General features: G+C 60.0%; 19 protein-coding genes. 17 read left to right on the top strand and 2 right to left on the bottom strand.

The genetic code is table 11. The annotated features are described in order from the left end of the window. Positions 1–5: 5 nt before the first annotated feature. The 15 genes from dksA (at position 6) to HU743_RS16850 (ending at position 20,187) form a co-directional block, all read left to right on the top strand. Positions 6–449, top strand: coding sequence for an RNA polymerase-binding protein DksA (dksA, locus tag HU743_RS16920; RefSeq protein ID WP_101157646.1), 444 nt, complete (start codon positions 6–8; stop codon positions 447–449). 215 nt (positions 450–664) lie between these two features. After that, entirely contained in the window at positions 665–1,561 is an 897-nt protein-coding gene (gene gluQRS, locus HU743_RS16915; protein WP_186649956.1) for a tRNA glutamyl-Q(34) synthetase GluQRS, read from the top strand. Positions 1,562–1,638: 77 nt separating this feature from the next. Further along, positions 1,639–1,815, top strand: coding sequence for a hypothetical protein (locus tag HU743_RS16910; protein ID WP_003176118.1), 177 nt, complete (start codon positions 1,639–1,641; stop codon positions 1,813–1,815). Beyond that, positions 1,799–4,753, top strand: a complete 2,955-nt coding sequence (locus tag HU743_RS16905; RefSeq protein ID WP_186649953.1) for a sensor histidine kinase — start codon at positions 1,799–1,801, stop codon at positions 4,751–4,753. The genes HU743_RS16910 and HU743_RS16905 overlap by 17 nt, the downstream gene beginning before the upstream one ends. Positions 4,754–4,775: 22 nt before the next feature. Next, positions 4,776–6,212, top strand: a complete 1,437-nt coding sequence (locus HU743_RS16900) for a sigma-54 dependent transcriptional regulator (RefSeq protein WP_186546912.1) — start codon at positions 4,776–4,778, stop codon at positions 6,210–6,212. Between the two features lie 734 nt (positions 6,213–6,946). Further along, a complete protein-coding gene (locus HU743_RS16895; protein ID WP_186546911.1) occupies positions 6,947–8,347 on the top strand; it encodes a polynucleotide adenylyltransferase PcnB in 1,401 nt (466 codons plus the stop codon). Between the two features lie 3 nt (positions 8,348–8,350). Then, positions 8,351–8,836, top strand: a complete 486-nt coding sequence (gene folK, locus HU743_RS16890; protein ID WP_186649950.1) for a 2-amino-4-hydroxy-6-hydroxymethyldihydropteridine diphosphokinase — start codon at positions 8,351–8,353, stop codon at positions 8,834–8,836. Positions 8,837–9,236: 400 nt separating this feature from the next. Continuing rightward, positions 9,237–10,037: a 3-methyl-2-oxobutanoate hydroxymethyltransferase gene (gene panB, locus HU743_RS16885; protein WP_186546909.1), complete on the top strand. Its 801-nt coding sequence runs from the start codon at positions 9,237–9,239 to the stop codon at positions 10,035–10,037. Further along, positions 10,034–10,894, top strand: a complete 861-nt coding sequence (panC, locus tag HU743_RS16880; RefSeq protein ID WP_186649948.1) for a pantoate--beta-alanine ligase — start codon at positions 10,034–10,036, stop codon at positions 10,892–10,894. The genes panB and panC overlap by 4 nt, the downstream gene beginning before the upstream one ends. A gap of 208 nt (positions 10,895–11,102) precedes the next feature. Continuing rightward, a complete protein-coding gene (gene panD / locus HU743_RS16875) occupies positions 11,103–11,483 on the top strand; it encodes an aspartate 1-decarboxylase (protein ID WP_186546907.1) in 381 nt (126 codons plus the stop codon). 229 nt (positions 11,484–11,712) lie between these two features. Next, positions 11,713–13,377, top strand: a complete 1,665-nt coding sequence (gene pgi, locus HU743_RS16870; RefSeq protein ID WP_186546906.1) for a glucose-6-phosphate isomerase — start codon at positions 11,713–11,715, stop codon at positions 13,375–13,377. Between the two features lie 200 nt (positions 13,378–13,577). Further along, positions 13,578–15,515 carry an acetate--CoA ligase gene (acs, locus tag HU743_RS16865; protein ID WP_186649946.1) on the top strand — a complete coding sequence of 646 codons (1,938 nt, stop codon included), beginning with the start codon at positions 13,578–13,580 and terminating at the stop codon, positions 15,513–15,515. A 185-nt stretch (positions 15,516–15,700) separates the two neighbouring features. After that, positions 15,701–16,717 carry a class I SAM-dependent methyltransferase gene (locus tag HU743_RS16860; RefSeq protein ID WP_186649944.1) on the top strand — a complete coding sequence of 339 codons (1,017 nt, stop codon included), beginning with the start codon at positions 15,701–15,703 and terminating at the stop codon, positions 16,715–16,717. 222 nt (positions 16,718–16,939) lie between these two features. After that, complete coding sequence (locus tag HU743_RS16855) at positions 16,940–19,891, top strand: DUF748 domain-containing protein (protein ID WP_186649942.1); 2,952 nt, start codon at positions 16,940–16,942, stop codon at positions 19,889–19,891. Continuing rightward, complete coding sequence (locus HU743_RS16850) at positions 19,888–20,187, top strand: DUF2845 domain-containing protein (protein WP_186649939.1); 300 nt, start codon at positions 19,888–19,890, stop codon at positions 20,185–20,187. The genes HU743_RS16855 and HU743_RS16850 overlap by 4 nt, the downstream gene beginning before the upstream one ends. A 263-nt stretch (positions 20,188–20,450) precedes the next feature. Here the strand turns inward: HU743_RS16850 and HU743_RS16845 are convergent, their stop codons facing one another. Both HU743_RS16845 and HU743_RS16840 read right to left on the bottom strand, forming a co-directional pair. Further along, positions 20,451–20,804, bottom strand: coding sequence for a BON domain-containing protein (locus HU743_RS16845; protein WP_186649937.1), 354 nt, complete (start codon positions 20,802–20,804; stop codon positions 20,451–20,453). A gap of 294 nt (positions 20,805–21,098) precedes the next feature. Next, positions 21,099–21,530: a pilin gene (locus HU743_RS16840; RefSeq protein ID WP_186546900.1), complete on the bottom strand. Its 432-nt coding sequence runs from the start codon at positions 21,528–21,530 to the stop codon at positions 21,099–21,101. A 225-nt stretch (positions 21,531–21,755) separates the two neighbouring features. Here HU743_RS16840 and pilB point away from each other — a divergent pair, with 225 nt between their 5' ends. Further along, complete coding sequence (gene pilB / locus HU743_RS16835) at positions 21,756–23,456, top strand: type IV-A pilus assembly ATPase PilB (protein WP_186649934.1); 1,701 nt, start codon at positions 21,756–21,758, stop codon at positions 23,454–23,456. Positions 23,457–23,458: 2 nt separating this feature from the next. After that, on the top strand, positions 23,459–24,676 hold the full coding sequence (locus HU743_RS16830) for a type II secretion system F family protein (RefSeq protein ID WP_186546898.1): 1,218 nt from the start codon (positions 23,459–23,461) through the stop codon (positions 24,674–24,676).

Here is a 24,676-nt window from a genome sequence, read left to right as displayed (position 1 = left end):
ATTTCATGTCCACCCAAGCAAAGCAACAGCAGCAAGCGACGATCAGCGGCTTCGAACCTTACGTTCCGAAGGCGGGTGAAGAGTACATGGGCGCTCCGATGCGCGCGCATTTCACCAAGATCCTGAACAAGTGGAAACTGGACTTGATGCAGGAAGTCGACCGTACGGTTGATCACATGAAAGACGAAGCGGCCAACTTCCCTGACCCGGCCGACCGTGCCAGCCAGGAAGAAGAGTTCGCCCTCGAACTGCGCGCCCGCGACCGCGAGCGCAAGCTGATCAAGAAAATCGACAAGACCCTGCAACTGATCGAAGACGAAGAGTACGGCTGGTGCGAGTCCTGCGGCATCGAGATCGGCGTCAAGCGCCTCGAAGCCCGTCCAACAGCGGATCTGTGCATCGACTGCAAGACTCTGGCGGAAATCAAGGAAAAGCAGGTCGGCAAGTAATTTCGGCCTGAACAGCAAACGGAGCGTGCGAACGCTCCGTTTTTGTTTGTGCGGTTTGCCTGCCGCCCCGCCTCTTGACTGCCTTTGTGGGAGGGGGCTTGCTCCCGAATGCGGCGTGTCATTCGACATCAAAGGTGTCTGAATAGCCGCCTTCGGGAGCAAGCCCCCTCCCACAGAGGTAATGTGCCGAATCCCGAAAAATTGTATTTTCTCTCATGACCGCCAAAAACTCCCCCACCTACATCGGCCGTTTCGCCCCCACCCCCAGTGGCCACCTGCACTTCGGTTCGCTGGTCGCGGCGCTGGCCTCCTACCTCGATGCCCGATCGGTGGGCGGCCAATGGCTGGTGCGCATGGAAGACCTTGATCCGCCGCGCGAAGAGCCCGGTGCGCAAGCGGCGATTCTCAAGGCCCTGGAAAGTTACGGCTTCGAATGGGACGGCGAAATGGTGCGCCAGAGCGAGCGGCACGCGGCCTATGCCGAAGTGCTCGACAGCTTGTTCAATCACGGTCTGGCTTACGCCTGCACCTGTTCGCGCAAACAACTTGAGCCGTATCACGGGAATTATCCCGGCTTTTGCCGCAACGCCGGCCATGACCAGCAAGATGCGGCGATCCGTCTGCGCGTGCCGGAACTGGAATACCACTTCATCGACCGCGTGCAGGGCGAATTCCGCCAGCATCTGGGCCGTGACGTTGGCGACTTCGTGATCCGCCGCCGCGACGGCCTCTACGCTTATCAGCTCGCCGTGGTGCTCGACGATGCCTGGCAAGGCATCACCGACATCGTGCGCGGCGCCGACCTGCTCGACTCGACGCCCCGCCAGTTGTATCTGCAAGAGCTGCTGGGCCTGAAACAACCGCGCTACCTGCACCTGCCGCTGATCACCCAGCCCGACGGCAACAAGCTCGGCAAGTCCTACCGTTCGCCGCCGCTCGAAGCCGATCAAGCCACGCCGTTGCTGCTGCGTGCCCTGCGCGCACTGGGGCAAAAACCCGGCACCGAACTGGCCCACGCTTCGCCGCAAGAACTGCTCGCCTGGGGCAGCGCTCATTGGGATGCGGACAAGATTCCACGCACACTGACGCTGCCTGAAGCGCAACTGCAATGACGACACTTGCAGTCGCGCGCCCATCCGTTACCATCGCCGCACGTTTTCGGGCACGCGCATAAAAAAGAGAGGCCGGGATGTACATCTATCGCTTGGTCCTGCTTTTGGTCGTCGGGATCTATCTGTTCTCCCCCGCCATCATGGATTGGTGGATCGACGCGACGGGCGCCTGGTATCGCCCTTATCTGCTCTGGCTGATCCTGATTGTCGTGACCTTCATCCTGCAGAGCCAAAAAGATGCCGATGAGCTTTAGCCTGACCCAGATGCTTCTGATCAGCGCCGCGTACCTGGCGGCGCTGTTCGGCGTGGCCTGGGTCAGCGAACGGGGCATGATCCCGCGAGCGATCATTCGCCACCCGCTGACTTACACCTTGTCGCTGGGGGTTTACGCCAGCGCGTGGGCGTTCTACGGCACGGTGGGTCTGGCGTATCAGTACGGGTACGGTTTCCTTTCCAGCTATCTCGGCGTGTCCGGTGCATTTCTGCTGGCACCGGTGCTGCTCTATCCGATCCTGAAAATCACCCGCACTTACCAGTTGTCGTCGCTGGCGGATCTGTTCGCCTTCCGTTTTCGCAGCACCTGGGCCGGCGCGCTGACCACGATTTTCATGCTGATCGGCGTCCTGCCCCTGCTGGCCTTGCAGATTCAAGCAGTGGCCGATTCCATCGGCATCCTGACCGGCGAGCCGATTCAGAGCCGCGTGGCGCTGGCGTTCTGTGCACTGATCATTCTGTTCACGATCTTCTTTGGCTCGCGCCATATCGCCACCCGCGAGAAACATGAAGGCCTGGTGTTCGCCATCGCCTTTGAGTCGGTGATTAAACTGATCGCCCTCGGCGGCGTCGGCCTGTATGCGCTCTATGGGGTATTCGACGGCCCGCAACATCTGGAACTGTGGCTGTTGCAGAACCAGACCGCCCTCGCCGCGCTGCATACGCCGTTACAGGAAGGGCCATGGCGCACGCTGCTGCTGGTGTTCTTCGCCTCGGCAATCGTGATGCCGCACATGTATCACATGACCTTCACCGAAAACCTCAACCCGCGCTCGCTGGTCAGCGCGAGCTGGGGCTTGCCACTGTTCCTGTTGTTGATGAGCCTGGCGGTGCCGCTGATTCTCTGGGCCGGCCTGAAGCTTGGCGCCACGACCAATCCGGAATATTTCACCTTGGGCATCGGCATTGCCGCCAACAGCAAGCCGCTGGCGCTGCTCGCTTATGTGGGCGGTCTGTCGGCGGCAAGTGGTCTGATCATCGTCACCACCCTGGCGCTGTCGGGCATGGCCCTCAACCATCTGGTGCTGCCGCTTTACCAGCCGCCGGCCGAAGGCAATATCTACCGCTGGCTGAAGTGGACGCGCCGGGCGCTGATCGTCGCGATCATCATGGCCGGTTTCGGTTTCTACCTGATGCTCGGCGCCGAACAGGATCTGGCCAACCTCGGCATCGTCGCGTTCGTCGCCACCCTGCAATTTCTGCCGGGGGTGCTGTCGGTGCTGTACTGGCCGACCGCCAACCGTCGCGGCTTTATCGCAGGCTTGCTGGCGGGGATTCTGGTCTGGGTGGTGACCATGCTGCTGCCGCTGGTCGGCAATCTGCAGGGTTTCTACATTCCGCTGCTGAACATGATTTATGTGCTCGACGACACCAGTTGGCACATGGCGGCCATCGCCTCGCTGGCGGCCAACGTCTTGATGTTCACCCTGATCTCGCTGTTCACCAACGCCAGTCCGGAAGAGGCGAGTGCCGCCGAAGCCTGCGCGGTGGATAACGTGCGCCGCCCGCAACGTCGTGAGCTGCACGCGGCCTCGCCACAGGAATTCGCCACACAACTGGCCAAACCGCTCGGCGCCAAAGCCGCACAGAAAGAAGTCGAACAGGCCCTGCGTGACCTTTATCTGCCGTTCGACGAGCGTCGGCCTTACGCCCTGCGCCGACTGCGTGATCGCATTGAAGCCAACCTCTCCGGCCTGATGGGCCCGAGCGTGGCGCAGGACATGGTCGAAACCTTCTTGCCGTACAAGGCCGGCGGCGAAAACTACGTCACTGAAGACATTCATTTCATCGAAAGCCGTCTCGAGGACTATCACTCGCGCCTCACCGGTCTGGCCGCCGAACTCGATGCGCTGCGCCGCTACCACCGCCAGACTCTGCAGGAGCTGCCGATGGGCGTCTGCTCGCTGGCCAAGGATCAGGAGATCCTGATGTGGAACAAGGCCATGGAAGAGTTGACCGGGATTGCCGCGCAACGGGTCGTCGGCTCGCGCCTGAGCACCATTGCCAATCCGTGGAAAGAGCTGCTGCAGGGTTTCATCGACCTGCCCGACGAACACCTGCACAAACAACACTTGGCCCTCGACGGCCAGACGCGCTGGCTGAACCTGCACAAAGCGGCAATCGATGAGCCGCTGGCGCCGGGCAACAGCGGCCTGGTGCTGCTGGTCGAGGATTTGACTGAAACGCAGATGCTCGAAGATAAACTGGTGCACTCCGAACGTCTGGCCAGCATTGGTCGCCTGGCGGCGGGTGTGGCCCATGAAATCGGCAACCCGATTACCGGGATCGCCTGCCTGGCGCAGAATCTGCGCGAAGAGCGTGAAGACGACAGTGAGCTGACGGAAATCAGCGGGCAGATTCTCGAGCAGACCAAACGCGTGTCGCGCATCGTCCAGTCGCTGATGAGTTTTGCCCACGCCGGCAGCCATCAGCACAGTGACGAGCCCGTTTGTCTGGCGCAGGTCGCGCAGGATGCCATCGGCCTGCTGGCCCTGAACCGACGCAACTTCGAAGTACAGTTCTACAACCTGTGCGACCCCGAACACTGGGTCGAAGGCGATCCGCAACGGCTCGCCCAGGTACTGATCAATCTGCTCTCCAACGCCCGTGACGCCTCGCCGCCCGGCAGCGCGGTACGGGTCAAGAGCGAAGCCGGCGAACACACGGTCGATCTGATCGTCGAGGACGAAGGCAGCGGTATTCCGAAGAACATCATGGACCGATTGTTCGAACCCTTCTTCACCACCAAGGATCCTGGCGAAGGCACCGGTCTGGGCCTTGCACTGGTCTATTCCATCGTTGAAGAGCATTATGGACAAATCACCATCGACAGCCCGGCTGATGTACAAAGCCAACGCGGCACCCGTATCCGGGTGACCTTGCCGCGTCATGTCGAAGCGACGTCCGCTGTGAACTGAGACCGTCGAGAGTATCGAATCAATGCCGCACATTTTGATCGTCGAAGACGAAACAATTATCCGCTCCGCCTTGCGCCGCCTGCTGGAACGCAACCAGTACCAGGTCAGCGAAGCCGGTTCAGTGCAGGAAGCACAAGAACGCTTCACCATTCCCACGTTCGATCTGATCGTCAGCGACTTGCGCCTGCCGGGTGCGCCGGGCACCGAGCTGATCAAGCTTGGCCAGGGCACACCGGTGCTGATCATGACCAGCTACGCCAGCCTGCGCTCGGCGGTCGACTCGATGAAGATGGGCGCGGTGGATTACATCGCCAAGCCTTTTGACCACGATGAAATGCTCCAGGCCGTCGCGCGGATCCTGCGCGATCGGCAATCGGCCCCGGCTGGCGGCGAAGCCGTTGCCAGCAAACCGACCAACGGCAGCAGCAAGGCCGCCAGCGACAACAGCAACGGCGAGATCGGCATCATCGGCTCGTGCCCGCCCATGCAGGACCTCTACAGCAAGATCCGCAAAGTCGCGCCAACCGATTCCAATGTGCTGATCCAGGGCGAATCCGGCACCGGCAAGGAACTGGTGGCCCGCGCCCTGCACAATCTGTCGAAACGCGCCAAGGCGCCGATGATCTCGGTCAACTGCGCGGCCATCCCGGAAAGCCTGATCGAGTCCGAACTGTTCGGCCACGAAAAAGGCGCGTTCACTGGCGCCAGCGCCGGGCGCGCCGGTCTGGTCGAAGCCGCGGACGGCGGCACGTTGTTCCTCGATGAAATCGGCGAACTGCCACTGGAAGCCCAGGCTCGCTTGCTGCGGGTCTTGCAGGAAGGCGAAATTCGCCGGGTCGGCTCGGTGCAATCGCAGAAAGTCGATGTACGCCTGATCGCCGCAACCCACCGCGATCTGAAAAGCCTGGCGAAAATCGGCCAGTTCCGTGAGGACCTTTATTACCGCCTGCACGTGATTGCCTTGAAGCTGCCGCCGCTGCGCGAGCGCGGTGCCGACGTCAACGAGATCGCCAATGCTTTCCTCGCTCGCCAGAGCGCGCGCATCAACCGCACCGATCTGAAATTTGCCGCCGATGCCGAACAGGCGATCCGGCACTATTCCTGGCCGGGTAACGTGCGTGAACTGGAGAACGCGGTCGAGCGCGCGGTGATCCTCAGCGAGAGTCCGGAGATTTCCGCCGACCTGCTGGGCATCGACATTGAGCTGAGCGATCTGGAAGACGACGAGTTCATCGGCCTGCCGCCACAGACCGGCGGTAACGCGAGCAACAGCAGCCATGAGCCGACTGAGGACTTGTCGCTGGAAGACTATTTCCAGCACTTCGTCCTAGAGCATCAGGACCACATGACCGAGACCGAACTGGCGCGCAAACTCGGCGTCAGCCGCAAATGCCTGTGGGAACGTCGTCAGCGTCTGGGCATTCCACGGCGCAAGACCGGGGTCGCCAGCGAGAGCTGAGCATTACCCATCGCGTGCACAGGTAACGCATGATCTGGTGAAGAAACTGTTACCGCAGTCGATTCACGTAACAGAAGCCGGGGTTATCGGTAACGAAACCCCGGCTTTTTTTCGTCCCCGCAAAACGGTTATATCGACCTAACCCCTTGTTTTACTGGGTTTGGCAAAAGTTGGCACGCACCCTGCTATATGTTTGGTACAAGAACAATAACAAGCAATGAACAAGACAATAAAAATAAGACGAATCGACTCACGCACAATAAAAACAAGACGGCGAGAGGCGCAGCTAACTGATTCTTTTGGAGAGGCGTTGTATTTGGGGCTTGCCCCACGACCAGGCCGAGAACAACAAAAACCGTCCTAAGACAGAGCCTGTACTGGTTGGATCGACAGATCACTGCAATTCAGCGACCAAAGCAATCCGTTTGCTCTTGGCTCCCGATTGGGAGGGTCACGAAGGAAACACTTCGTGGCGAGGGCACTCAACAAAAACAAGAAGCCCGAATCAATAATAAAAAGAGCACGCAACTACTTCTTGGGGAGCTTCGGCTCCCCTTGTAGTTTCTCCCTCCTGGCAAAATTTCCCGGTTTCCCCTCGCTCGACCCTTGCAGCTTGCGGCTTACAGCTCATATCTGCCGTGTCCTACACCATCCCCCGACTAAATGCTAGAATCTGCGCCCATCATGCGGTCATTCTTTGGTATGGCCGAACATTCCTTCAAACAGTGCATCCCATGCTGAAGAAGCTGTTCCAGTCATTCCGAACTCCAGTGCGTCGTACGCAACACATCCGCAGCACCCCTGAAGTGCTCAACAGCGGCCAACATTCGCTGCAGAAAACGCAGTTCAGCCGCTATGCGGTGAACATCGTCGAACGCCTGCAAGGTGCCGGTTACCAGGCTTATCTGGTCGGCGGTTGCGTGCGTGACATGCTGCTGGGCATCACGCCCAAGGATTTCGACGTCGCCACCAGCGCCACCCCCGAGCAGGTCCGTGCCGAATTCCGCAACGCGCGGATCATTGGCCGCCGTTTCAAACTGGTGCATATCCATTTCGGTCGCGAGATCATTGAAGTCGCGACCTTCCGCGCCAATCACCCGGTCAACGAAGACGACGAAGACAGCAACCAGTCTTCGCGTAACGAAAGCGGGCGAATCCTGCGCGACAACGTTTACGGCACCCTGGAGGAAGACGCGCAACGCCGCGACTTCACCATCAACGCCCTGTATTACGATCCGGTCAGCGAGCGCATTCTCGACTACGCCAACGGCGTGCACGACATTCGCAATCACCTGATCCGTCTGATCGGCGACCCGAAGCAGCGTTATCAGGAAGACCCGGTGCGCATGCTGCGGGCCGTGCGGTTTGCCGCCAAACTCAATTTCGGTATCGAAAAGCACACCGTGCAGCCGATCCGCGAGCTGGCACCGATGCTGCGCGAGATCCCGTCGGCGCGGTTGTTCGAAGAAGTGCTCAAGCTGTTCCTCTCCGGCCACGGCGCGATCACCTTTGAAATGCTGGTTGACCTGCAACTGTTTGCCCCGCTGTTCCCGGCCAGTGCCGAGGCGCTGGAATACAACCCGGAGTACACCCACACACTGATCAGCGAAGCGCTGACCAACACCGATCTGCGCATCAAGCAGAACAAACCGGTGACCCCGGCGTTCCTGTTTGCCGCCCTGCTCTGGCCTGCGCTGCCGGCCCGCGTGTTGCGCTTGCAGGAACGTGGCATGCCGCCCATTCCGGCGATGCAGGAAGGCGCCCACGAACTGATCGCCGAACAGTGCCAGCGCATCGCGATTCCAAAACGCTTCACCATGCCGATCCGCGAGATCTGGGACATGCAGGAGCGCCTGCCACGCCGCAGCGGCAAACGCGCCGACCTGCTGCTGGACAATCCGCGTTTCCGGGCCGGTTACGACTTCCTGCTGCTGCGCGAGAGCGCTGGCGAGGAAACCGATGGCCTCGGCGAGTGGTGGACGGACTATCAGGACGCCAACGACAGCGAGCGTCGCGACATGATCCGCGACCTCAGCGGCAAGGGTGACGATGCCAGTGGCGCGCCGCGCAAACGTCGGCGCAGCAGCGGTTCCAAGCGCAAACGCGCCGGTGCGCCGAGCGCGACGGGCGAGTAAGCCATGGAGCGTATTTACATCGGCATGGGCAGCAACCTCGCTGACCCCGCCGAACAATTGCGCAGCGCCATAGCGGCGCTGGGGCAATTGCCGCAAACCACCTTTGCCGGCGTTTCCGCTTTTTATCAAAGCGATTCCCTGCTGCCCGGTCAGCCGCGTTATACCAACGCAGTGGCCGCGCTCGACAGCTCGCTCGCACCGATTGAACTGCTCGATGCCTTGCAGGCGATCGAAAACGATCAGGGCCGCGAGCGTATGGAGCGCTGGGGGCCGCGGACTCTGGATCTGGACATTCTGCTGTTCGGCGATCGCCTGATCGACGAGCCACGGTTGAAAGTCCCGCATTACCAAATGCAGGAGCGCGCGTTTGTGCTCTATCCCCTCGCCGAACTCGCCCCACAGAATTTGCGCTTGCCTGACGGCCGCGCTCTGCCCGACCTGCTGGCAGCCTGCCCGTTCGTCGGCCTGGAACGCCTCTCACAGCCCTGACACAAATTCAAATTGTAGGAGTGAGCCTGCTCGCGATCGCGGTGAGTCAGTCACAGCTTCAATAACTGACCCACCGCGATCGCGAGCAGGCTCACTCCTACAGTCAATGGTGTGATATTCACAATTCTTGTCAGACAAAAATCCCCCAAACCAACCCCGCCGCCACGCTGAATCGCATCAGTAACGCCGGTAACACCCGGCACGTAACAATGCGGTAACACACGCAATTGACTTCCTGTTGGCTCATCACGACTATAGGCGTCCCGCTGCCGCCAACCCGGCACATACGGGCGCAATCCAGGCCTTATAAGCACGACACAAGACCGTGCGCCTGAGTAGATGACGAATCACGCGCGTTACTCGCTGTAGTTTCCAGAGCGCCTGAACGAGGATTTTTTTCATGCCAGCCATCACCCTGACCACGCTCCAGAGCCTCAAGCAGAAAGGTGAAAAGATCACCATGCTGACCTGCTATGACGCGACTTTCGCCCACGCCTGCAACGAGGCCGGAGTCGAAGTGCTGCTGGTCGGCGACTCCCTCGGCATGGTCCTGCAAGGTCACGACAGCACCCTGCCGGTGACCACCGCAGAAATGGCCTACCACACCGCCTGCGTCAAACGCGGCAACACCGACGCCCTGATCCTGGCCGACCTGCCGTTCATGGCCAACGCGACCCTCGAGCAAACCTTGAGCAACAGCGCCATGCTGATGCAGGCCGGCGCGCACATGGTCAAGGTCGAAGGTGCGTTGTGGCTGGCCGAGTCGATCCGCCTGCTGGCCGAACGCGGCGTGCCGGTCTGCGCGCACATGGGCCTGACACCGCAAGCGGTGAACATTCTGGGTGGCTATAAGGTGCAGGGCCGCAACGAGAATCAGGCGCGGCAGATGCGTGCCGACGCGATCTCGCTGGAACAGGCCGGCGCGGCGATGCTGTTGCTCGAATGCGTGCCCAGTGAACTGGCGGCAGAAATCAGCCAGGCCGTGAAGATTCCGGTGATCGGTATCGGCGCGGGTAATGCGACCGACGGCCAGGTCCTGGTGCTGCACGACATGCTGGGCCTGTCGATCACCGGCCGAGTACCCAAATTCGTCAAGAACTTCATGCACGGTCAGGACAGCATCCAGTCCGCGCTGAAGGCCTACGTCAACGAAGTCAAAGCCACCACGTTCCCTGGCATTGAACACGGATTCTCCGCATGAACACCGTCAAAACCGTACGCGAACTGCGCGCCGCTGTAGCCCGCGCCCGCAGCGAAGGCAAACGCATCGGCTTCGTGCCGACCATGGGCAACCTGCACAGCGGCCATGTCGCACTGGTCACCAAGGCCACGCAACGGGTCGATTTCGTGGTCGCGAGCATTTTCGTCAACCCGCTGCAATTCGGTGCCGGCGAAGACCTCGACAAATACCCGCGCACCCTGGCGGCTGACCAGGAAAAACTCCTCGAAGCCGGTTGCGACCTGCTGTTTGCCCCGACCGTTGAAGAGATGTACCCGGACGGCATGGCCGGACAAACCCGGGTCAGCGTGCCGCAACTGTCCGAAGGCTTGTGCGGCGCCAGCCGTCCGGGGCACTTCGAAGGGGTCGCGACGGTGGTCAGCAAGCTGTTCAACATGGTCCAGCCGGACCTGGCGATCTTCGGCCAGAAGGACTATCAGCAACTGGCGGTGATCCGTGCGCTGGTGCATGACCTCAACATGCCAATCCAGATCATCGGCGAGCCCACCGTGCGAGCGGCCGACGGTCTGGCACTGTCGTCGCGTAACGGTTTCCTCAGCGAGGACCAGCGCGCGGTCGCACCGGTGGTCTATCGCACGCTGAGCAATATTGCCGAAGCGATCAAACAAGGTGATCGCGATTACCCGACGCTGATCAGCGCGCAGTTGCGACTGCTGGAATCGGCAGGCCTGCGTCCGGATTACCTGGAAATTCGCCATGGCCTGACGTTGCGTCCGGCGACCGCGGAGGATCGCGATCTGGTGATTCTGGTAGCGGCATTCCTCGGCACCACGCGGCTGATCGACAACCTGCACCTGAACCTCGATAGCCCGACCTGAACACACGCAAATCCCCCCTGTAGGAGTGAGCCTGCTCGCGATAGCGGTCCGTCAGTCACAGCTCCATCGACTGACTCACCGCTATCGCGAGCAGGCTCACTCCTACAAGGTTCGCGGCGTTCTGGAGAACTCGTTTCAGCCATATTGCCGCCCCCCAAGCCTTCAGGCACACTGCCCGCCGTTCGATTCCAACCCGGGAAACCCCCTCATGCACGCGATCATGCTCAAGGCCAAACTGCACCGCGCCGAAGTCACCCATGCGGTGCTCGATTACGAAGGTTCGTGCGCCATCGATGGCGAGTGGCTGGACCTGTCCGGCATTCGTGAGTACGAGCAGATCCAGATTTATAACGTCGACAACGGTGAGCGCTTCACCACCTATGCGATTCGCGGCGAAGAAGGTTCGCGGATGATTTCGGTCAATGGCGCCGCCGCTCATAAGGCCAGGGTCGGCGACCGCGTGATCATCTGTGCCTACGCTCACTACAGCGAAGCCGAACTGCTCAACTTCAAACCGCGCATGCTGTACATGGCGCCGGGCAATGAACTGAGCCACACCAGCAACGCCATCCCGGTTCAGCTCGCCTGAGCCACCGCAGCAGCCGTCCCTCTCCGTTTGTCGGCCAAATCCCTGTTCGAATGTTAAAAAAGTACAGGGATCTGGTCAGACAAAGTCAAGACAGAACGCAGCGCGAGGTTTACTGTATTCGCCCTGTGTCCAGAAATCGTGTCGACACAGTTGATCCCACGCCGAGCGCGGCGTGGTGGATCTGTTCCGTGTTCAAAAGGCCGTTCAAGTAAAAAGGAAAACCGCAGCGATGGCGTACTACCGCACTCCTCATGACGTTACCGCTCTGCCTGCCTGGCAAGCGTTGAAAGATCACCGCCAAGCCATGCAGGATTTCAGCATGCGCGAAGCCTTCAACGCCGATCCGCAGCGTTTCAATCAGTTCACCCTCAGCAGCTGCGGACTGTTTCTCGACTATTCGAAGAATCTGATCAACGCCGAGACCCGCAACCTGCTCGTGGGGCTGGCCAATCAAGTCGATCTCAAGGGCGCGATCAAAGCGCTGTTCGACGGTGAAATCGTCAACGCTTCCGAAGGTCGCCCGGCCCTGCACACTGCCCTGCGCCGCCCGGTAGGCGACAAGTTGTCGGTCAACGGTGTCAACGTGATGCCGGAAGTGCACAAGGTGCTGAACCAGATCACCGATCTGGTCGGCCGCATCCACGACGGCCTGTGGCGTGGTTACACCGAGAAGCCGATCACTGACGTGGTCAACATCGGCATCGGTGGCTCGTTCCTCGGCCCTGAGCTGGTCTCCGAAGCGCTGCTGTCCTATGCGCAGAAAGGCGTGCGGTGTCATTACCTGGCGAACATCGATGGCAGTGAGTTCCACGAGCTGACGCAGAAACTGCGCGCCGAAACCACGCTGTTCATCGTTTCGTCGAAATCCTTCAACACCCTCGAAACCCTGAAGAATGCTCAGGCGGCACGCGCCTGGTACTTGGCCCAGGGTGGTTCGGAAGCCGAGCTGTATCGTCACTTCATCGCCGTATCGAGCAACAACGCGGCGGCCGTGGCCTTCGGCATCCGCGAAGAAAACATTTTCCCGATGTGGGACTGGGTCGGCGGTCGTTACTCGCTGTGGTCAGCGATCGGTCTGCCGATTGCCCTGGCGATCGGCATGTCCAACTTCAAGGAACTGCTGTCCGGTGCCTACACCATGGACCAGCACTTCCAGACCGCGCCGTTCGAACAGAACATGCCGGTGCTGCTGGCCCTGCTCGGCGTGTGGTACGGCAACTTCTGGGGCGCGCAAAGCCACGCGATCCTGCCGTACGACCACTACCTGCGTAACATCACCAAGCACTTGCAACAGCTGGACATGGAATCCAACGGCAAGAGCGTGCGTCAGGACGGCACCTCGGTGTCCACCGACACCGGTCCGGTGATCTGGGGCGGCGTCGGCTGCAACGGTCAACATGCCTACCACCAGTTGCTGCACCAGGGCACCCAACTGATCCCGGCCGACTTCATCGTGCCGATCGTCAGCTTCAACCCGGTCTCTGACCACCACCAGTGGTTGTACGCCAACTGCCTGTCGCAGAGCCAGGCGCTGATGCTCGGCAAGACCCTGCCGGAAGCCGAAGCCGAACTGCGCGACAAGGGCATGGACGAGGAAGATGTGCGCAAACTTGCACCGCACAAGGTGATCCCGGGTAACCGTCCGAGCAACACCCTGGTGGTCGAGCGCATCAGCCCGCGTCGCCTCGGCGCACTGGTTGCCATGTATGAACACAAAGTGTTCGTGCAAAGCGTGGTCTGGGGCATCAACGCCTTCGACCAGTGGGGCGTGGAATTGGGCAAGGAGCTGGGCAAAGGCGTCTACAACCGTCTGGTCGGCAGCGATGAGACCGTGGCTGACGATGCTTCGACCCAGGGCCTGATCAACTACTTCCGTGGGCGTCATCGCGGCTAAAAGCGGCCTTCGGGCTAACGCTTGTCCCCTGTGGGAGCGAGCCTGCTCGCGAAAGCGGTTTTTCATTCAACACCTTCGTTGACTGATACTCCGCCTTCGCGGGCAGGCTCGCTCCCACAGTTGTTTTTGCGCATGACTTGAACCTGCGCAGCGCTCGGCGCATCTTTATTCCTGTCGCACCACAAGAATAAGGAACCGTCATGTTCGATATCAGCACGTTCCCCAAAGCCGATGCCGTGCGCCAGGCTGCGCAGTTGAGTCAGGACGAGTATCGGCGCCTGTACCGCGAATCGATTGAACACCCCAGCACCTTCTGGGCCGAACAGGCCAAGCGTTTTCTCGACTGGAGTACGCCATGGCAGACCGTTCAGCGCTATGACCTGAAAACCGGTGAAGCGGCCTGGTTTGTCGGCGGCAAGCTCAACGTCAGTCATAACTGCATCGACCGTCACCTGGAACAACGCGGCGAACAGACCGCCCTGCTCTGGGAAGGCGACGACCCGGCCGAATCGGCGCAAATCACCTACCGAAAACTTCACCAGCATGTCTGCCGACTGGCCAACGTGCTGAAAAGCCGTGGCGTGAAAAAAGGCGACCGGGTGTGCATCTACATGCCGATGATCCCCGAAGCCGCTTACGCGATGCTCGCCTGCGCGCGGATCGGTGCGATTCATTCAGTGGTGTTCGGCGGCTTCTCCCCGGACTCCCTGCGCGACCGTATCCTCGATGCCGATTGCCGCACCGTGATCACCGCGGATGAAGGCGTGCGCGGCGGCCGCGTTGTGTCATTGAAGAGCAACGTCGATCAAGCCCTGCAAAGTTGCCCGAACGTCAGCAGCGTCGTGGTGGTCGAGCGCACCCGGGGCAAAGTCGACTGGGTCGAGGGCCGCGACCTCTGGTATCACCAGGCCGTGCGCGAGGTTGGCGACGATTGCCCGCCCGAGCCGATGGACGCCGAAGACCCGCTGTTCATCCTCTACACCTCCGGCAGCACCGGCAAGCCCAAAGGCGTGCTGCATACCACTGGCGGCTATTTGCTGCAGGCGGCGATGACCTTCAAATACGTACTCGATTACCGCGACGGTGAGGTGTTCTGGTGCACCGCCGACGTCGGCTGGGTCACCGGCCACAGTTACATCGTTTATGGGCCGCTGGCCAACGGTGCGACCACGCTGATGTTCGAAGGCGTGCCGAGCTATCCGAGCAGCGCGCGTTTCTGGCAGGTGATCGACAAGCACAAGGTCAACATCTTCTACACCGCGCCCACCGCCCTGCGCGCGTTGATGCGTGAAGGTGCCGGGCCGTTGAAGGAAACTTCGCGCGCCAGCCTCAGATTGCTCGGCAGCGTCGGTGAACCCATCAACCCGGAAGCGTGGGAATGGTATTTCAACGTCGTCGGCGAACAGCGCTGCCCAATCGTCGACACTTGGTGGCAGACCGAAACCGGCGGCATCATGCTCAGCCCGCTGGTCAGCGCACAACGGATCAAACCGGGCTGCGCGACGCAACCGATGTTCGGCGTGCAACCGGTGTTGCTGGATGAAGTGGGCAAGGAAATCAAAGGCGCCGGCAGCGGCGTGCTGGCGATCAAATCGAGCTGGCCGGCGCAGATCCGCAGTGTCTACGGCGATCCGCAGCGGATGATCGACACCTACTTCAAACCTTATCCCGGCTACTACTTCACCGGCGACGGCGCGCGGCGTGACGAGGATGGCGATTACTGGATCACCGGACGCATTGACGACGTGATCAACGTCTCCGGCCACCGCATCGGCACTGCGGAAGTGGAAAGCGCGCTGGTGCTGCACGACAGCATCGCCGAGGCCGCGGTGGTCGGTTATCCCCATGACGTCAAAGGTCAGGGCATCTATGCATTTGTCACGCCGATGAACGGCACCGAGGCCAATGACGAGTTGAAAAAAGACCTGCTGGCCCATGTCAGCAAGGAAATCGGCAGCTTTGCCAAACCGGACCTGATCCAGTGGGCACCGGCATTGCCGAAAACCCGTTCGGGCAAAATCATGCGACGCATCCTGCGCAAGATCGCCTGCAATGAGCTCGACACTCTTGGCGATACTTCGACGCTGGCTGATCCAGGCGTCGTACAAGACCTCGTTGATAAACGCCTCAATAGCTGAGAGCTACAAGCTGCAAGCTGCAAGCTGCAAGCTGCAAGCTGCAAGCTGCAAGCTGCAAGCTGAAGCGGCCTGCATTGGCCTGTAGCTTGTAGCTTGTAGCTTGTAGCTTGTAGCTTGTAGCTTGTAGCTCGCCGCTTGAAGCTAGTAGCTGATAGAATTCGCGTTTTTTTCAGCAAGGCGCCCGCATGTCTTCCTTGAATCAGGCGCTGCGCGCCGCCCTCGATCAACGTCAGGACCTGCTCGCGACCCTGCACAGCCAGGGCACCGATTGCTATCGCCTGTTCCACGGCAGCCAGGAAGGTGCCGGCGGCCTGACGATTGATCGCTACGGTCCGCAACTGCTGGTGCAGAGTTTCCATCAGTCGCTGGAGCGAGATGAGCTGCTGCAACTGCATGCGATGGTCAACCAGACACTGGGCTTCGACACCCTGCTGGTCTACAACGATCGTTCCCGTGGCAACTCGCGAATCGATCGCGAAGACAGCGTTTACACCGCGGATGACGCGGCACTGGCGGATCTGGTCGGCCACGAATGGGGCCTGAACTACCGGGTGCGCGGGCGGCATGCCGGGCAGGACCCGCTGCTGTTCCTCGACCTGCGCAACACGCGCGGCTGGGTCAAGGATCACGCCCAGGGCAAAAGCGTGCTTAACCTGTTCGCCTACACCTGCGGCGTAGGCCTCAGTGCTGCGGCGGGTGGCGCGCGCGAGGTGTGCAATCTGGACTTCGCCGAGGGCAATCTGGCGGTCGGTCGCGAAAACGGGTTACTCAATCCGCAACTGCCGCCGATGCAATTCATTCAGTCCGATTACTTCCCGGCGATCCGCCAGCTCGCCGGCCTGCCGATCAGTCAGCGCCGCGGGCAGAAACTGCCGAGCTATCAGCGCCTCGAACAACGTCAATACGATCTGGTCCTGCTCGACCCGCCGGCTTGGGCGAAAAGTGCGTTCGGCACCGTCGATCTGCTGCGCGATTATCAGAGCCTGCTCAAACCGGCCCTGCTGACCACCGCTGACAACGGCGTGCTGATCTGCTGCAACAACCTGGCGAAAGTCAGCATGGACGACTGGCGCGAGCAAGTGCTGCGCTGCGCCGAGAAAGCCGGGCGACCGGTACGCGAGTGGAGCGTGATGACCCCGGGCGCCGACTTCCCGTCGCTGGATCAGCAGCCACCGCTGAAAACCCTCATCTTGCAGCTATAGCCAATTTTTCCGAAGACGCCACACCCCCTGTAGGAGTGAGCCTGCTCGCGATAGCGGTGGGTCAGTCAGCAATTTCGGTAACTGACACACCGCTATCGCGAGCAGGCTCACTCCTACAATGGGAATCTGTTCCTACAGATAAAACTGAACAACCCTCCCCCACATCAAGCACTTCGGAACCAGAATCGCGTGCCATACTCCAAGGCACTCCGATTCAGACAGATGAAGCCGCACATGCCCAAAGGATTGATTCGCGCGATTGGCGCCCTGTTGACCGCCCTGGCCCTCTACAGCCTGCTGGGGTTTCTGATCCTGCCGGGCATTGCCCTGCGTGTGGCCAACCAGCAACTGGCGAACTACGCGACGGTGCCGGCGCACCTGCAGCGCATCGAACTGAACCCGTTCAGCCTTGAAGTCACCCTGTGGGGCCTGATGATTGGCGAACCGGGCAAGGAACAGGTCGGCTTTGACCGTCTGTACGCCAACCTGCAACTCGACAGCCTGTGGACCAAAGCGCTGCATCTGTCGGACATCGAGCTGGACAAGCCAAAGAGCGAAATCCTTTTCGCCAAGGACGGCAAGCTCAACCTGCTCGGCCTGTTCAACATCCCTCCGAGTGAGCCGACACCCGCCGATCCCGACGCCAAGCCGTTTCCGCTGCGCATCGACAACATCAAGCTGGCCGGCGGCGTCGTGCATTTCGAAGATGTGCGGCCCAGCGAGCCCATCGAATTCCTCTATGACGACCTCAGCTTCGAGCTGAAAAACCTCAGCACCCTGCCCGAAGACAGCGCCGACATGACCCTGGTCGCGATCGGCCCCGCTGGTGGGCGGATCGACTGGAGCGGCAATTTCAGCCTGATCCCCTTCACCTCAGAAGGCACACTGAAAGTCACCGATGGCCAGATGAAAGCGTTCTGGCCTTACGTGCGCGACGCGGTGCCGCTGGTGCTGGAGAACGGCGTGGTCAGCCTCAGCACCGAGTACAAACTCAATCTGTCGAAACAGACCGATCTGCTGCTCAACAACGTAGCGGTGAGCATTGCACCGTTCGCCATCAAGGCTCCGGACGGACGGCCGCTGGCGAAGCTAGAGCGCCTCGATGTCAGCGAAACCTCTGTGGATCTGGCCAAGCAACAAGTGGTGGTCGGCAAAATTCGCAGTAACAAACTGGAAACCTGGGCCGCGCTGGAAGCCGACGGCCAACTCGACTGGCAGAAGCTGTTCGCCAGCCAGCCGTCGAAACCCGCTGCCAAAGCCGCCGCCGAGCCGGCCGATGCGCCGGCGGCCGCCGACTCGCCCAAGCCTGAATCGACCGCGCCAAGCAAACCGTGGCAGGTGCTGATCAAAGACGTGCAACTGCGCAACTACACCGTGCACCTGGCCGACCGTTCCGCCAAGCCTGCGGTGGCGCTGGATATCACCCCGCTGAACGTCGATCTGCAGGATTTCGACAGCCTCAACGGCTCGCCTTTCAAGCTCAGACTCGACAGCGGGCTGGGCAAGCAAGGCAAGATCAGCGCTGACGGCACGGTCAATCTGGCACCGGTCAACGCGCAGCTCAACGTGAAAACCCAGGACATCGACCTGCGTATCGCGCAGTCCTACATCAATCCCTTTATTCGTCTGGAACTGCGCAGCGGCATGCTCGGCAGTGACCTGAAGGTCAACCTGAAAAGCACCGAACCGCTGGCGCTCAGCGTCACCGGCCGCGCGCAGATCGATCAGTTGCACACCCTCGACACCCTCAAGACTCGCGACTTCCTCAAGTGGCAGCAAGTAGTGGTAGAAGGTCTGAACTACCAGCACGGCGACAGCCTGTCGATCGACAAGGTCAACCTGTTCCAGCCCTATGCGCGCTTCATGATCAACGATGACCGCACCACCAACATCGACGACCTGCTGATCGCGCAGCCGGCTGACAGCGGTACAAAAACGACCGCCGCGAAACCCGCCGGTAAAGACAAGCCGCTGGGCATCCACATCGGTGCGATCGCCATCAACGACGGTTCGGCCAACTTCGCCGACTTCAGCCTGACACCCAATTTCGCCACCGCCGTGCAACAGCTCAACGGTCAGATCGGCACCATCGACAGCCGTCAGGCGAAACCGGCCAGCGTCGACATCAAAGGCAAGGTCGACCGTTATGCACCGGTGACTATCAAGGGTGCGGTCAATCCGTTCAACCCGATGGCCAGCCTCGACATCGCCACCAGTTTCAAACGGGTCGAACTGACCACCCTGACGCCCTACTCCGGCAAGTTCGCCGGTTACCGCATCCGCAAGGGCCGGCTCAATCTCGATTTGCATTACCTGATCACCAACGGCCAGTTGAAAGCCGACAACAAAGTGGTAGTCGAGCAATTGCAGCTTGGGGAAAAAGTCGACAGCCCGGACGCTGTCAGCCTGCCGCTGAAACTGGCGATAGCCTTGCTCAAGGACGTCGATGGCAAGATTTCCATCGAGTTGCCGGTGACCGGCGACCTCAATAACCCTCAGTTCAGCGTGATGCCGATTGTCTGGCAGACCCTGCGCAACCTGATCGTCAAAGCCGCCGCCGCGCCGTTCAAGATGATTGGCGGGCTGGTCAGTGGCGGCGGCTCCGAAGACCTCGGCACCGTATCCTTCGCGCCGGGCTCCAGCGACTTGAGCAAAGACGCCGAAGCGGCGCTGGTGAAACTGTCGCAAGCGCTCAAGGAACGTCCGGCCCTGCGCCTGGAAATCGAAGGCACCGCCGCGAAAAGCAGCGACGGCCCGCTACTCGCCGAGCAGCGCCTGGAACGGGAATACCAATACAACTACTACAAGATGCTCCAGCGCCGTGGCGACAAGGTCCCGGCCCAGGCGTCGCTGCTGCAAGTGCCTGACAGCGAGAAAGGCCCGTTGCTTGAGGGCATTTATCGCACCCGCCTGAAAACCCAGCCGCCGGCTGAATGGAAGGAACTGGGCAAGGAAGAACGTACGGCCAAAATGCGCGAAGGCGTGATCGCGTTCTGGAGTGGCAGCGACGTGCTGCTGCGTCAGTTGGGTCAGGATCGCGCCAGCACGATCAAGGATTACCTGGTCGACAAGGGCAAGCTTGAGGATGACCGCGTGTACTTCATCGACGCCAATCTTGGCGAGGCCGAGAGCGATGGGCGAGTGGTAACGCAAATGCACCTGGATGCCGAATGACAACGCGTCACTGGCTGGCCGTGCTCGCGCTGACGTGTGTCGCCAGCCATGCTTCAGCGTCGGATACCCTGCGCTGCGGCAGCCAGTTGATCAGCCTTGGCGACCGCTCAAGCGAGGTTTTGCAAAAATGTGGCGAGCCAGTCAGCCGTGACGTTCTGGGCTACAAGCGCAGCGCCAATCGCCGCGAAGAGTTTCAGGTCGAAGAATGGACCTACGGCCCCAGCAACGGCATGTACCAATACCTGCGCTTCGAAGGCAATCGCCTGCGACAGATCAGCAGCAAACGCGGTAATTGAAGAACATCCCCTTGTAGGAGTGAGCCTGCTCGCGATGGCGGTCTGTCAGTCAACACTCATCCAACTGACAGACCGCTGTCGCGAACAGGCTCACTCCTACATTGTTTTGTGTGCCCCCTGAAATAGAACAGGCCCCGACACAAGTGCCGGGGCCTGTAATGGTCACATCCCTGTGACCGTTCGCATGAACTCTAAAGTTGCGACAGACGTATTGCTCGGCCCGCCTGTCGCGTCTTCTCCCGGTCCAGGCGAGAAGTCTTGCCTTACTCGGCTTTCAGGCCAGCAGCAGATACGTCTTTAACGCCTTTGATTTTCTTGGCAATGTTCACTGCGGTGGTCTTTTGAGCCTCAGTTACAGGCTGGGTCGACGACAGAGATACAACACCTTGGTTGGTTTCAACTTTGATGTCTGTGCCTGGAATGCCTTTTTCGGTAACCAGGTCAGCTTTGACTTTGGTGGTGATCCAAGTGTCGCTGGTATCTTGTTTCATTTCGGTAACTTCACCGGCCGCCAGAACCATTGGCGACTGGGTAGCCTGAGTGGTCTGGGCGAAAGCGCCACCAGCCATGGTCAGGGTCAGAGCGGTAGCAGCGGCAGTGATAGCGAACTTCTTCATACGAGTAACTCCTGTTTTACTTGAAGTCTGCTGTAACGCTTGTCAGCAGGGTTACCGGAGATATTGCGAACGCTGTGCCAACTTTTTCGAACAAACAAATAGCTTTAAAAACAAAGACTTAAAAAAACAGACAATTTTCGTTTTCATGCAAAATGCATGACTCGGGCATTCTTCACATGCAACTTGCGGTTTTTTGGAAAGTTCATAAGCTGCTGAAATTATTAGAGCTTTTGTGAAGCGGTGAGAATAAAAAAATGCCCCGCAAGCGCGGGGCATTCGATCGGCAGGCCGCGATTATGTACCGCTGGCAGTGCAGCCTTTCGGCGAGTAATCGGGGGCGACGGTGGTAGCGCATGTCCACACACCAGCACCGGTGCCGGACGATCGAGTCAGCGTAATAGTCTTGTCGAGGACCGGGCCAGGGGCGTTTTTGATCGTGCAGACGATTGTGCCAGCGCCCGTCGAAGCAGTACCTGACGCCGTCACGGCGCAATTGGAGGTGGTCACCGCGGCACTGCCTGCAACCAGTGTCAATGTCGGATCGGTGCCCTGGTTGATCGTGTCTTCAAACGGCACTTTCAGTGCGCTGATCTCCGCCAGCCCCGCCGTCACCTTCGACCGCGCTTGATACTTCGTATATTGCGGCAGGGCGATGGTCGCCAGAATGCCGATGATCGCCACCACGATCAGCAGCTCGATCAATGTGAAACCTTGTTGTTTTTTCATAGACACACTCCAGGCATGAGTCGAAATCTCATGATCTGAACAAGCCTCAGCACAGCCCATGCCAACGCCTTCAGGCCCCGTTCACTGGGCGCGAGCGTTTGACAGTGCGGTTTCCTACAACCTGCAACCGCACTATCTGACACTTTTTGTCACCTGCACCGGCCGTGTTTGGCGCTGTCACTTGACTAGGCTATAAGTCATGAACGGCAAGCGTGCGGAATCCCCATGAATGACATCGCTCTGAGCGGTCTGGCCAAGCAATTGGTGCAGGCCGAACTGCTCACGGAAACAGGCGCTCAGCAGGCCTGGCAACAAGCGCAGCGCAATCGCGTATCGCTGGTCAATTATCTGGTGCACAACAAGCTGGTGAAAAGCCGGCAGATCGCCGAAATCGCTTCGGAACATTTTGGCATGGCCCTGCTCGACCTCGGTTGCCTCGACAAGGAAACCCAGCCCAGAGGACTGGTCAGTGAAAAACTGGTGCGCCAGCATTGCGCCCTACCCTTGTGGCGACGCGGCAATAAACTGTTTGTCGGTATCTCCGATCCGAGCAACCAGCAGGCAATCAGCGACATCCAGTTCAGCACCGGCCTGAGCACCGAAGCGATTCTGGTCGAGGACGACAAGCTCAGCGATGCCATCGACAAGTTTTTCGAGACCCACACCAGCGGCCTCGAAGAAATGGCCGATGTCGATCTCGACGGGCTGGACGTCGAGTCCGTCGACGACAATAGGCAGGACGCCATCGGCGGCCTTGACGCCGACGATGCGCCGGTCGTGCGCTTCGTGCACAAGATGCTGCTGGATGCGATCAAAAGCGGCTCCTCTGACCTGCACTTCGAACCCTACGAGAAAAACTACCGGGTGCGGGTGCGCACCGACGGCATACTGCGCGAAGTGGCCAAACCGCCGATCCAGTTGGCCGGACGCATCGCCGCGCGCCTGAAAGTCATGGCCAGTCTCGACATCTCGGAAAGGCGCAAACCCCAGGACGGGCGGATCAAAATGCGCCTGTCGAAAAGCAAATCCATCGATTTTCGCGTTAACACCTTGCCGACCCTGTGGGGCGAAAAAGTGGTGATCCGGATTCTCGACCCGTCCAGCGCGCAGATGGGTATCGATGCACTGGGTTACGAGCCCGAGCAGAAAGCCTTGTATCTGGCGGCGCTGAAGCAGCCGCAAGGGATGATTCTGGTCACCGGCCCGACCGGTTCCGGCAAAACCGTGTCGCTGTACACCGGCCTGAATATTCTCAATACCGCCGACATCAATATCTCCACGGCCGAAGATCCGGTGGAGATCAACATGGAAGGCATCAACCAGGTCAACGTCAATCCACGGCAGGGCCTGGACTTTGCCCAGGCTCTGCGTTCGTTTCTGCGTCAGGACCCGGACGTGATCATGGTCGGCGAGATCCGCGACCTGGAAACCGCCGAAATCGCCATCAAGGCCGCACAGACCGGTCACCTGGTGCTGTCGACCCTGCACACCAACAGCGCCGCAGAAACCCTCACGCGCCTGCACAACATGGGTATTCCCGGCTTCAACATCGCCACCTCGGTCAGCCTGATCATTGCCCAGCGGCTGGCGCGCAAATTGTGCAGCCACTGCAAAAAGCCCATCGACATTCCTCGCGAAACCCTGATCAAGGAAGGCTTCCCCGAGGAACGCATCGGCAGTTTCACGATCTACGAGCCGGTCGGTTGCGATCACTGCAACGGCGGTTACAAGGGACGCGTGGGGATTTATGAAGTGGTGAAAAACACACCGGACTTGCAACGGCTGATCATGGCCGAGGGCAATTCACTGGAAATCGACAGCCAGATGCGCCGCGACGGCTTCGACGATTTGCGCACCTCTGGGCTGCACAAGGCCATGCAAGGCATTACCAGCCTTGAGGAAATCAACCGAGTCAGCAAGGACTGAACATGGCGGCCAAGGCAGCGAAAATCAGCGTCTACGCTTGGGAAGGTACGGATCGCAAAGGCAGCAAAGTCTCAGGTGAACTGAGCGGGCAAACCCCGGCATTGATCAAAGCGCAGTTGCGCAAACAGGGGATCTCCCCCGGCAAGGTACGCAAGAAGTCGGCGTCCTTGCTCAGCTTCGGTCAGCGCATCAAGGTTCGCGACATTGCCCTGTTTACCCGGCAAATGGCGACAATGATGAAGGCCGGTGTTCCGCTGCTGCAATCGTTCGACATCATCGGCGAGGGCTTCGAAAACCCGGCGATGCGCAAACTGGTGGACGAGGTGAAGCAGGAAGTCGCGGCGGGCAACAGCTTTGCCACCGCGCTGCGCAAAAAGCCGCAGTACTTCGACGAGCTGTATTGCAACCTGGTCGACGCCGGCGAGCAGTCCGGCGCCCTCGACACCCTGTTGGAACGCGTCGCAACGTATAAGGAGAAGAGCGAAGCGCTCAAAGCGAAGATCAAGAAAGCCATGACCTATCCGACAGCCGTGTTGCTGGTGGCGGCGGTGGTCACCGGGATCCTGCTGGTGAAGGTCGTGCCGCAATTCGAGTCGGTTTTTTCTGGTTTCGGCGCCGAACTGCCGGGCTTCACCCTGATGGTGATCAGCCTTTCGGAATTCATGCAGCAATGGTGGTGGGCGATGCTGCTGGTATTGGTGGCGGCCATTTTCGGCCTGCGCCATGCCTTGAAAAAATCCCAGGCCTTGCGCGATCGCCGCGACACCTTACTGCTGAAACTGCCGCTGGTGGGCACGCTGATGTACAAATCCGCCGTCGCCCGTTTTGCCCGCACCCTGTCGACCACCTTTGCCGCCGGCGTACCGCTGGTGGAGGCGCTCGATTCGGTGGCCGGTGCCACCGGCAACGTGGTGTTCAAACGCGCCGTGCTGCGCGTGCGTCAGGATGTCTCCACCGGCATGCAGTTGAATTTCTCGATGCGCAGCACGGGCGTGTTTCCCAACATGGCGGTGCAGATGACCGCCATCGGCGAAGAGTCCGGCGCCCTCGATGACATGCTCGACAAAGTCGCGGGGTTTTACGAAGAGGAAGTGGATAACATGGTCGACAACCTCACCAGCCTGATGGAGCCGTTCATCATGGTGGTGCTGGGAGTGATCGTAGGTGGGCTGGTGGTGGCCATGTACCTGCCGATTTTCCAACTCGGCTCAGCGGTCTGA

It is taken from the genome of Pseudomonas sp. SWRI99, assembly GCF_014270125.1.
In the GTDB taxonomy this organism is placed as follows: domain Bacteria; phylum Pseudomonadota; class Gammaproteobacteria; order Pseudomonadales; family Pseudomonadaceae; genus Aquipseudomonas; species Aquipseudomonas hamedanensis.
Note: the sequence above shows the minus strand (reverse complement) of the source record. Positions and strands in the feature narration are given on the sequence as shown.

What these genes read in the sequence shown, in the direction of transcription:
- HU743_RS16855 (WP_186649942.1), top strand. Translation starts at nt 16,940, where the DNA reads ATGAAGCCGCACATGCCCAAAGGATTGATTCGCGCGATTGGCGCCCTG.
- gluQRS (WP_186649956.1), top strand. Translation starts at nt 665, where the DNA reads ATGACCGCCAAAAACTCCCCCACCTACATCGGCCGTTTCGCCCCCACC.
- folK (WP_186649950.1), top strand. Translation starts at nt 8,351, where the DNA reads ATGGAGCGTATTTACATCGGCATGGGCAGCAACCTCGCTGACCCCGCC.
- HU743_RS16900 (WP_186546912.1), top strand. Translation starts at nt 4,776, where the DNA reads ATGCCGCACATTTTGATCGTCGAAGACGAAACAATTATCCGCTCCGCC.
- dksA (WP_101157646.1), top strand. Translation starts at nt 6, where the DNA reads ATGTCCACCCAAGCAAAGCAACAGCAGCAAGCGACGATCAGCGGCTTC.
- pgi (WP_186546906.1), top strand. Translation starts at nt 11,713, where the DNA reads ATGGCGTACTACCGCACTCCTCATGACGTTACCGCTCTGCCTGCCTGG.
- HU743_RS16860 (WP_186649944.1), top strand. Translation starts at nt 15,701, where the DNA reads ATGTCTTCCTTGAATCAGGCGCTGCGCGCCGCCCTCGATCAACGTCAG.
- pilB (WP_186649934.1), top strand. Translation starts at nt 21,756, where the DNA reads ATGAATGACATCGCTCTGAGCGGTCTGGCCAAGCAATTGGTGCAGGCC.
- acs (WP_186649946.1), top strand. Translation starts at nt 13,578, where the DNA reads ATGTTCGATATCAGCACGTTCCCCAAAGCCGATGCCGTGCGCCAGGCT.
- HU743_RS16845 (WP_186649937.1), bottom strand. Translation starts at nt 20,804, where the DNA reads ATGAAGAAGTTCGCTATCACTGCCGCTGCTACCGCTCTGACCCTGACC.
- HU743_RS16830 (WP_186546898.1), top strand. Translation starts at nt 23,459, where the DNA reads ATGGCGGCCAAGGCAGCGAAAATCAGCGTCTACGCTTGGGAAGGTACG.
- HU743_RS16840 (WP_186546900.1), bottom strand. Translation starts at nt 21,530, where the DNA reads ATGAAAAAACAACAAGGTTTCACATTGATCGAGCTGCTGATCGTGGTG.
- panB (WP_186546909.1), top strand. Translation starts at nt 9,237, where the DNA reads ATGCCAGCCATCACCCTGACCACGCTCCAGAGCCTCAAGCAGAAAGGT.
- panD (WP_186546907.1), top strand. Translation starts at nt 11,103, where the DNA reads ATGCACGCGATCATGCTCAAGGCCAAACTGCACCGCGCCGAAGTCACC.
- HU743_RS16910 (WP_003176118.1), top strand. Translation starts at nt 1,639, where the DNA reads ATGTACATCTATCGCTTGGTCCTGCTTTTGGTCGTCGGGATCTATCTG.
- HU743_RS16850 (WP_186649939.1), top strand. Translation starts at nt 19,888, where the DNA reads ATGACAACGCGTCACTGGCTGGCCGTGCTCGCGCTGACGTGTGTCGCC.
- HU743_RS16895 (WP_186546911.1), top strand. Translation starts at nt 6,947, where the DNA reads ATGCTGAAGAAGCTGTTCCAGTCATTCCGAACTCCAGTGCGTCGTACG.
- panC (WP_186649948.1), top strand. Translation starts at nt 10,034, where the DNA reads ATGAACACCGTCAAAACCGTACGCGAACTGCGCGCCGCTGTAGCCCGC.
- HU743_RS16905 (WP_186649953.1), top strand. Translation starts at nt 1,799, where the DNA reads ATGCCGATGAGCTTTAGCCTGACCCAGATGCTTCTGATCAGCGCCGCG.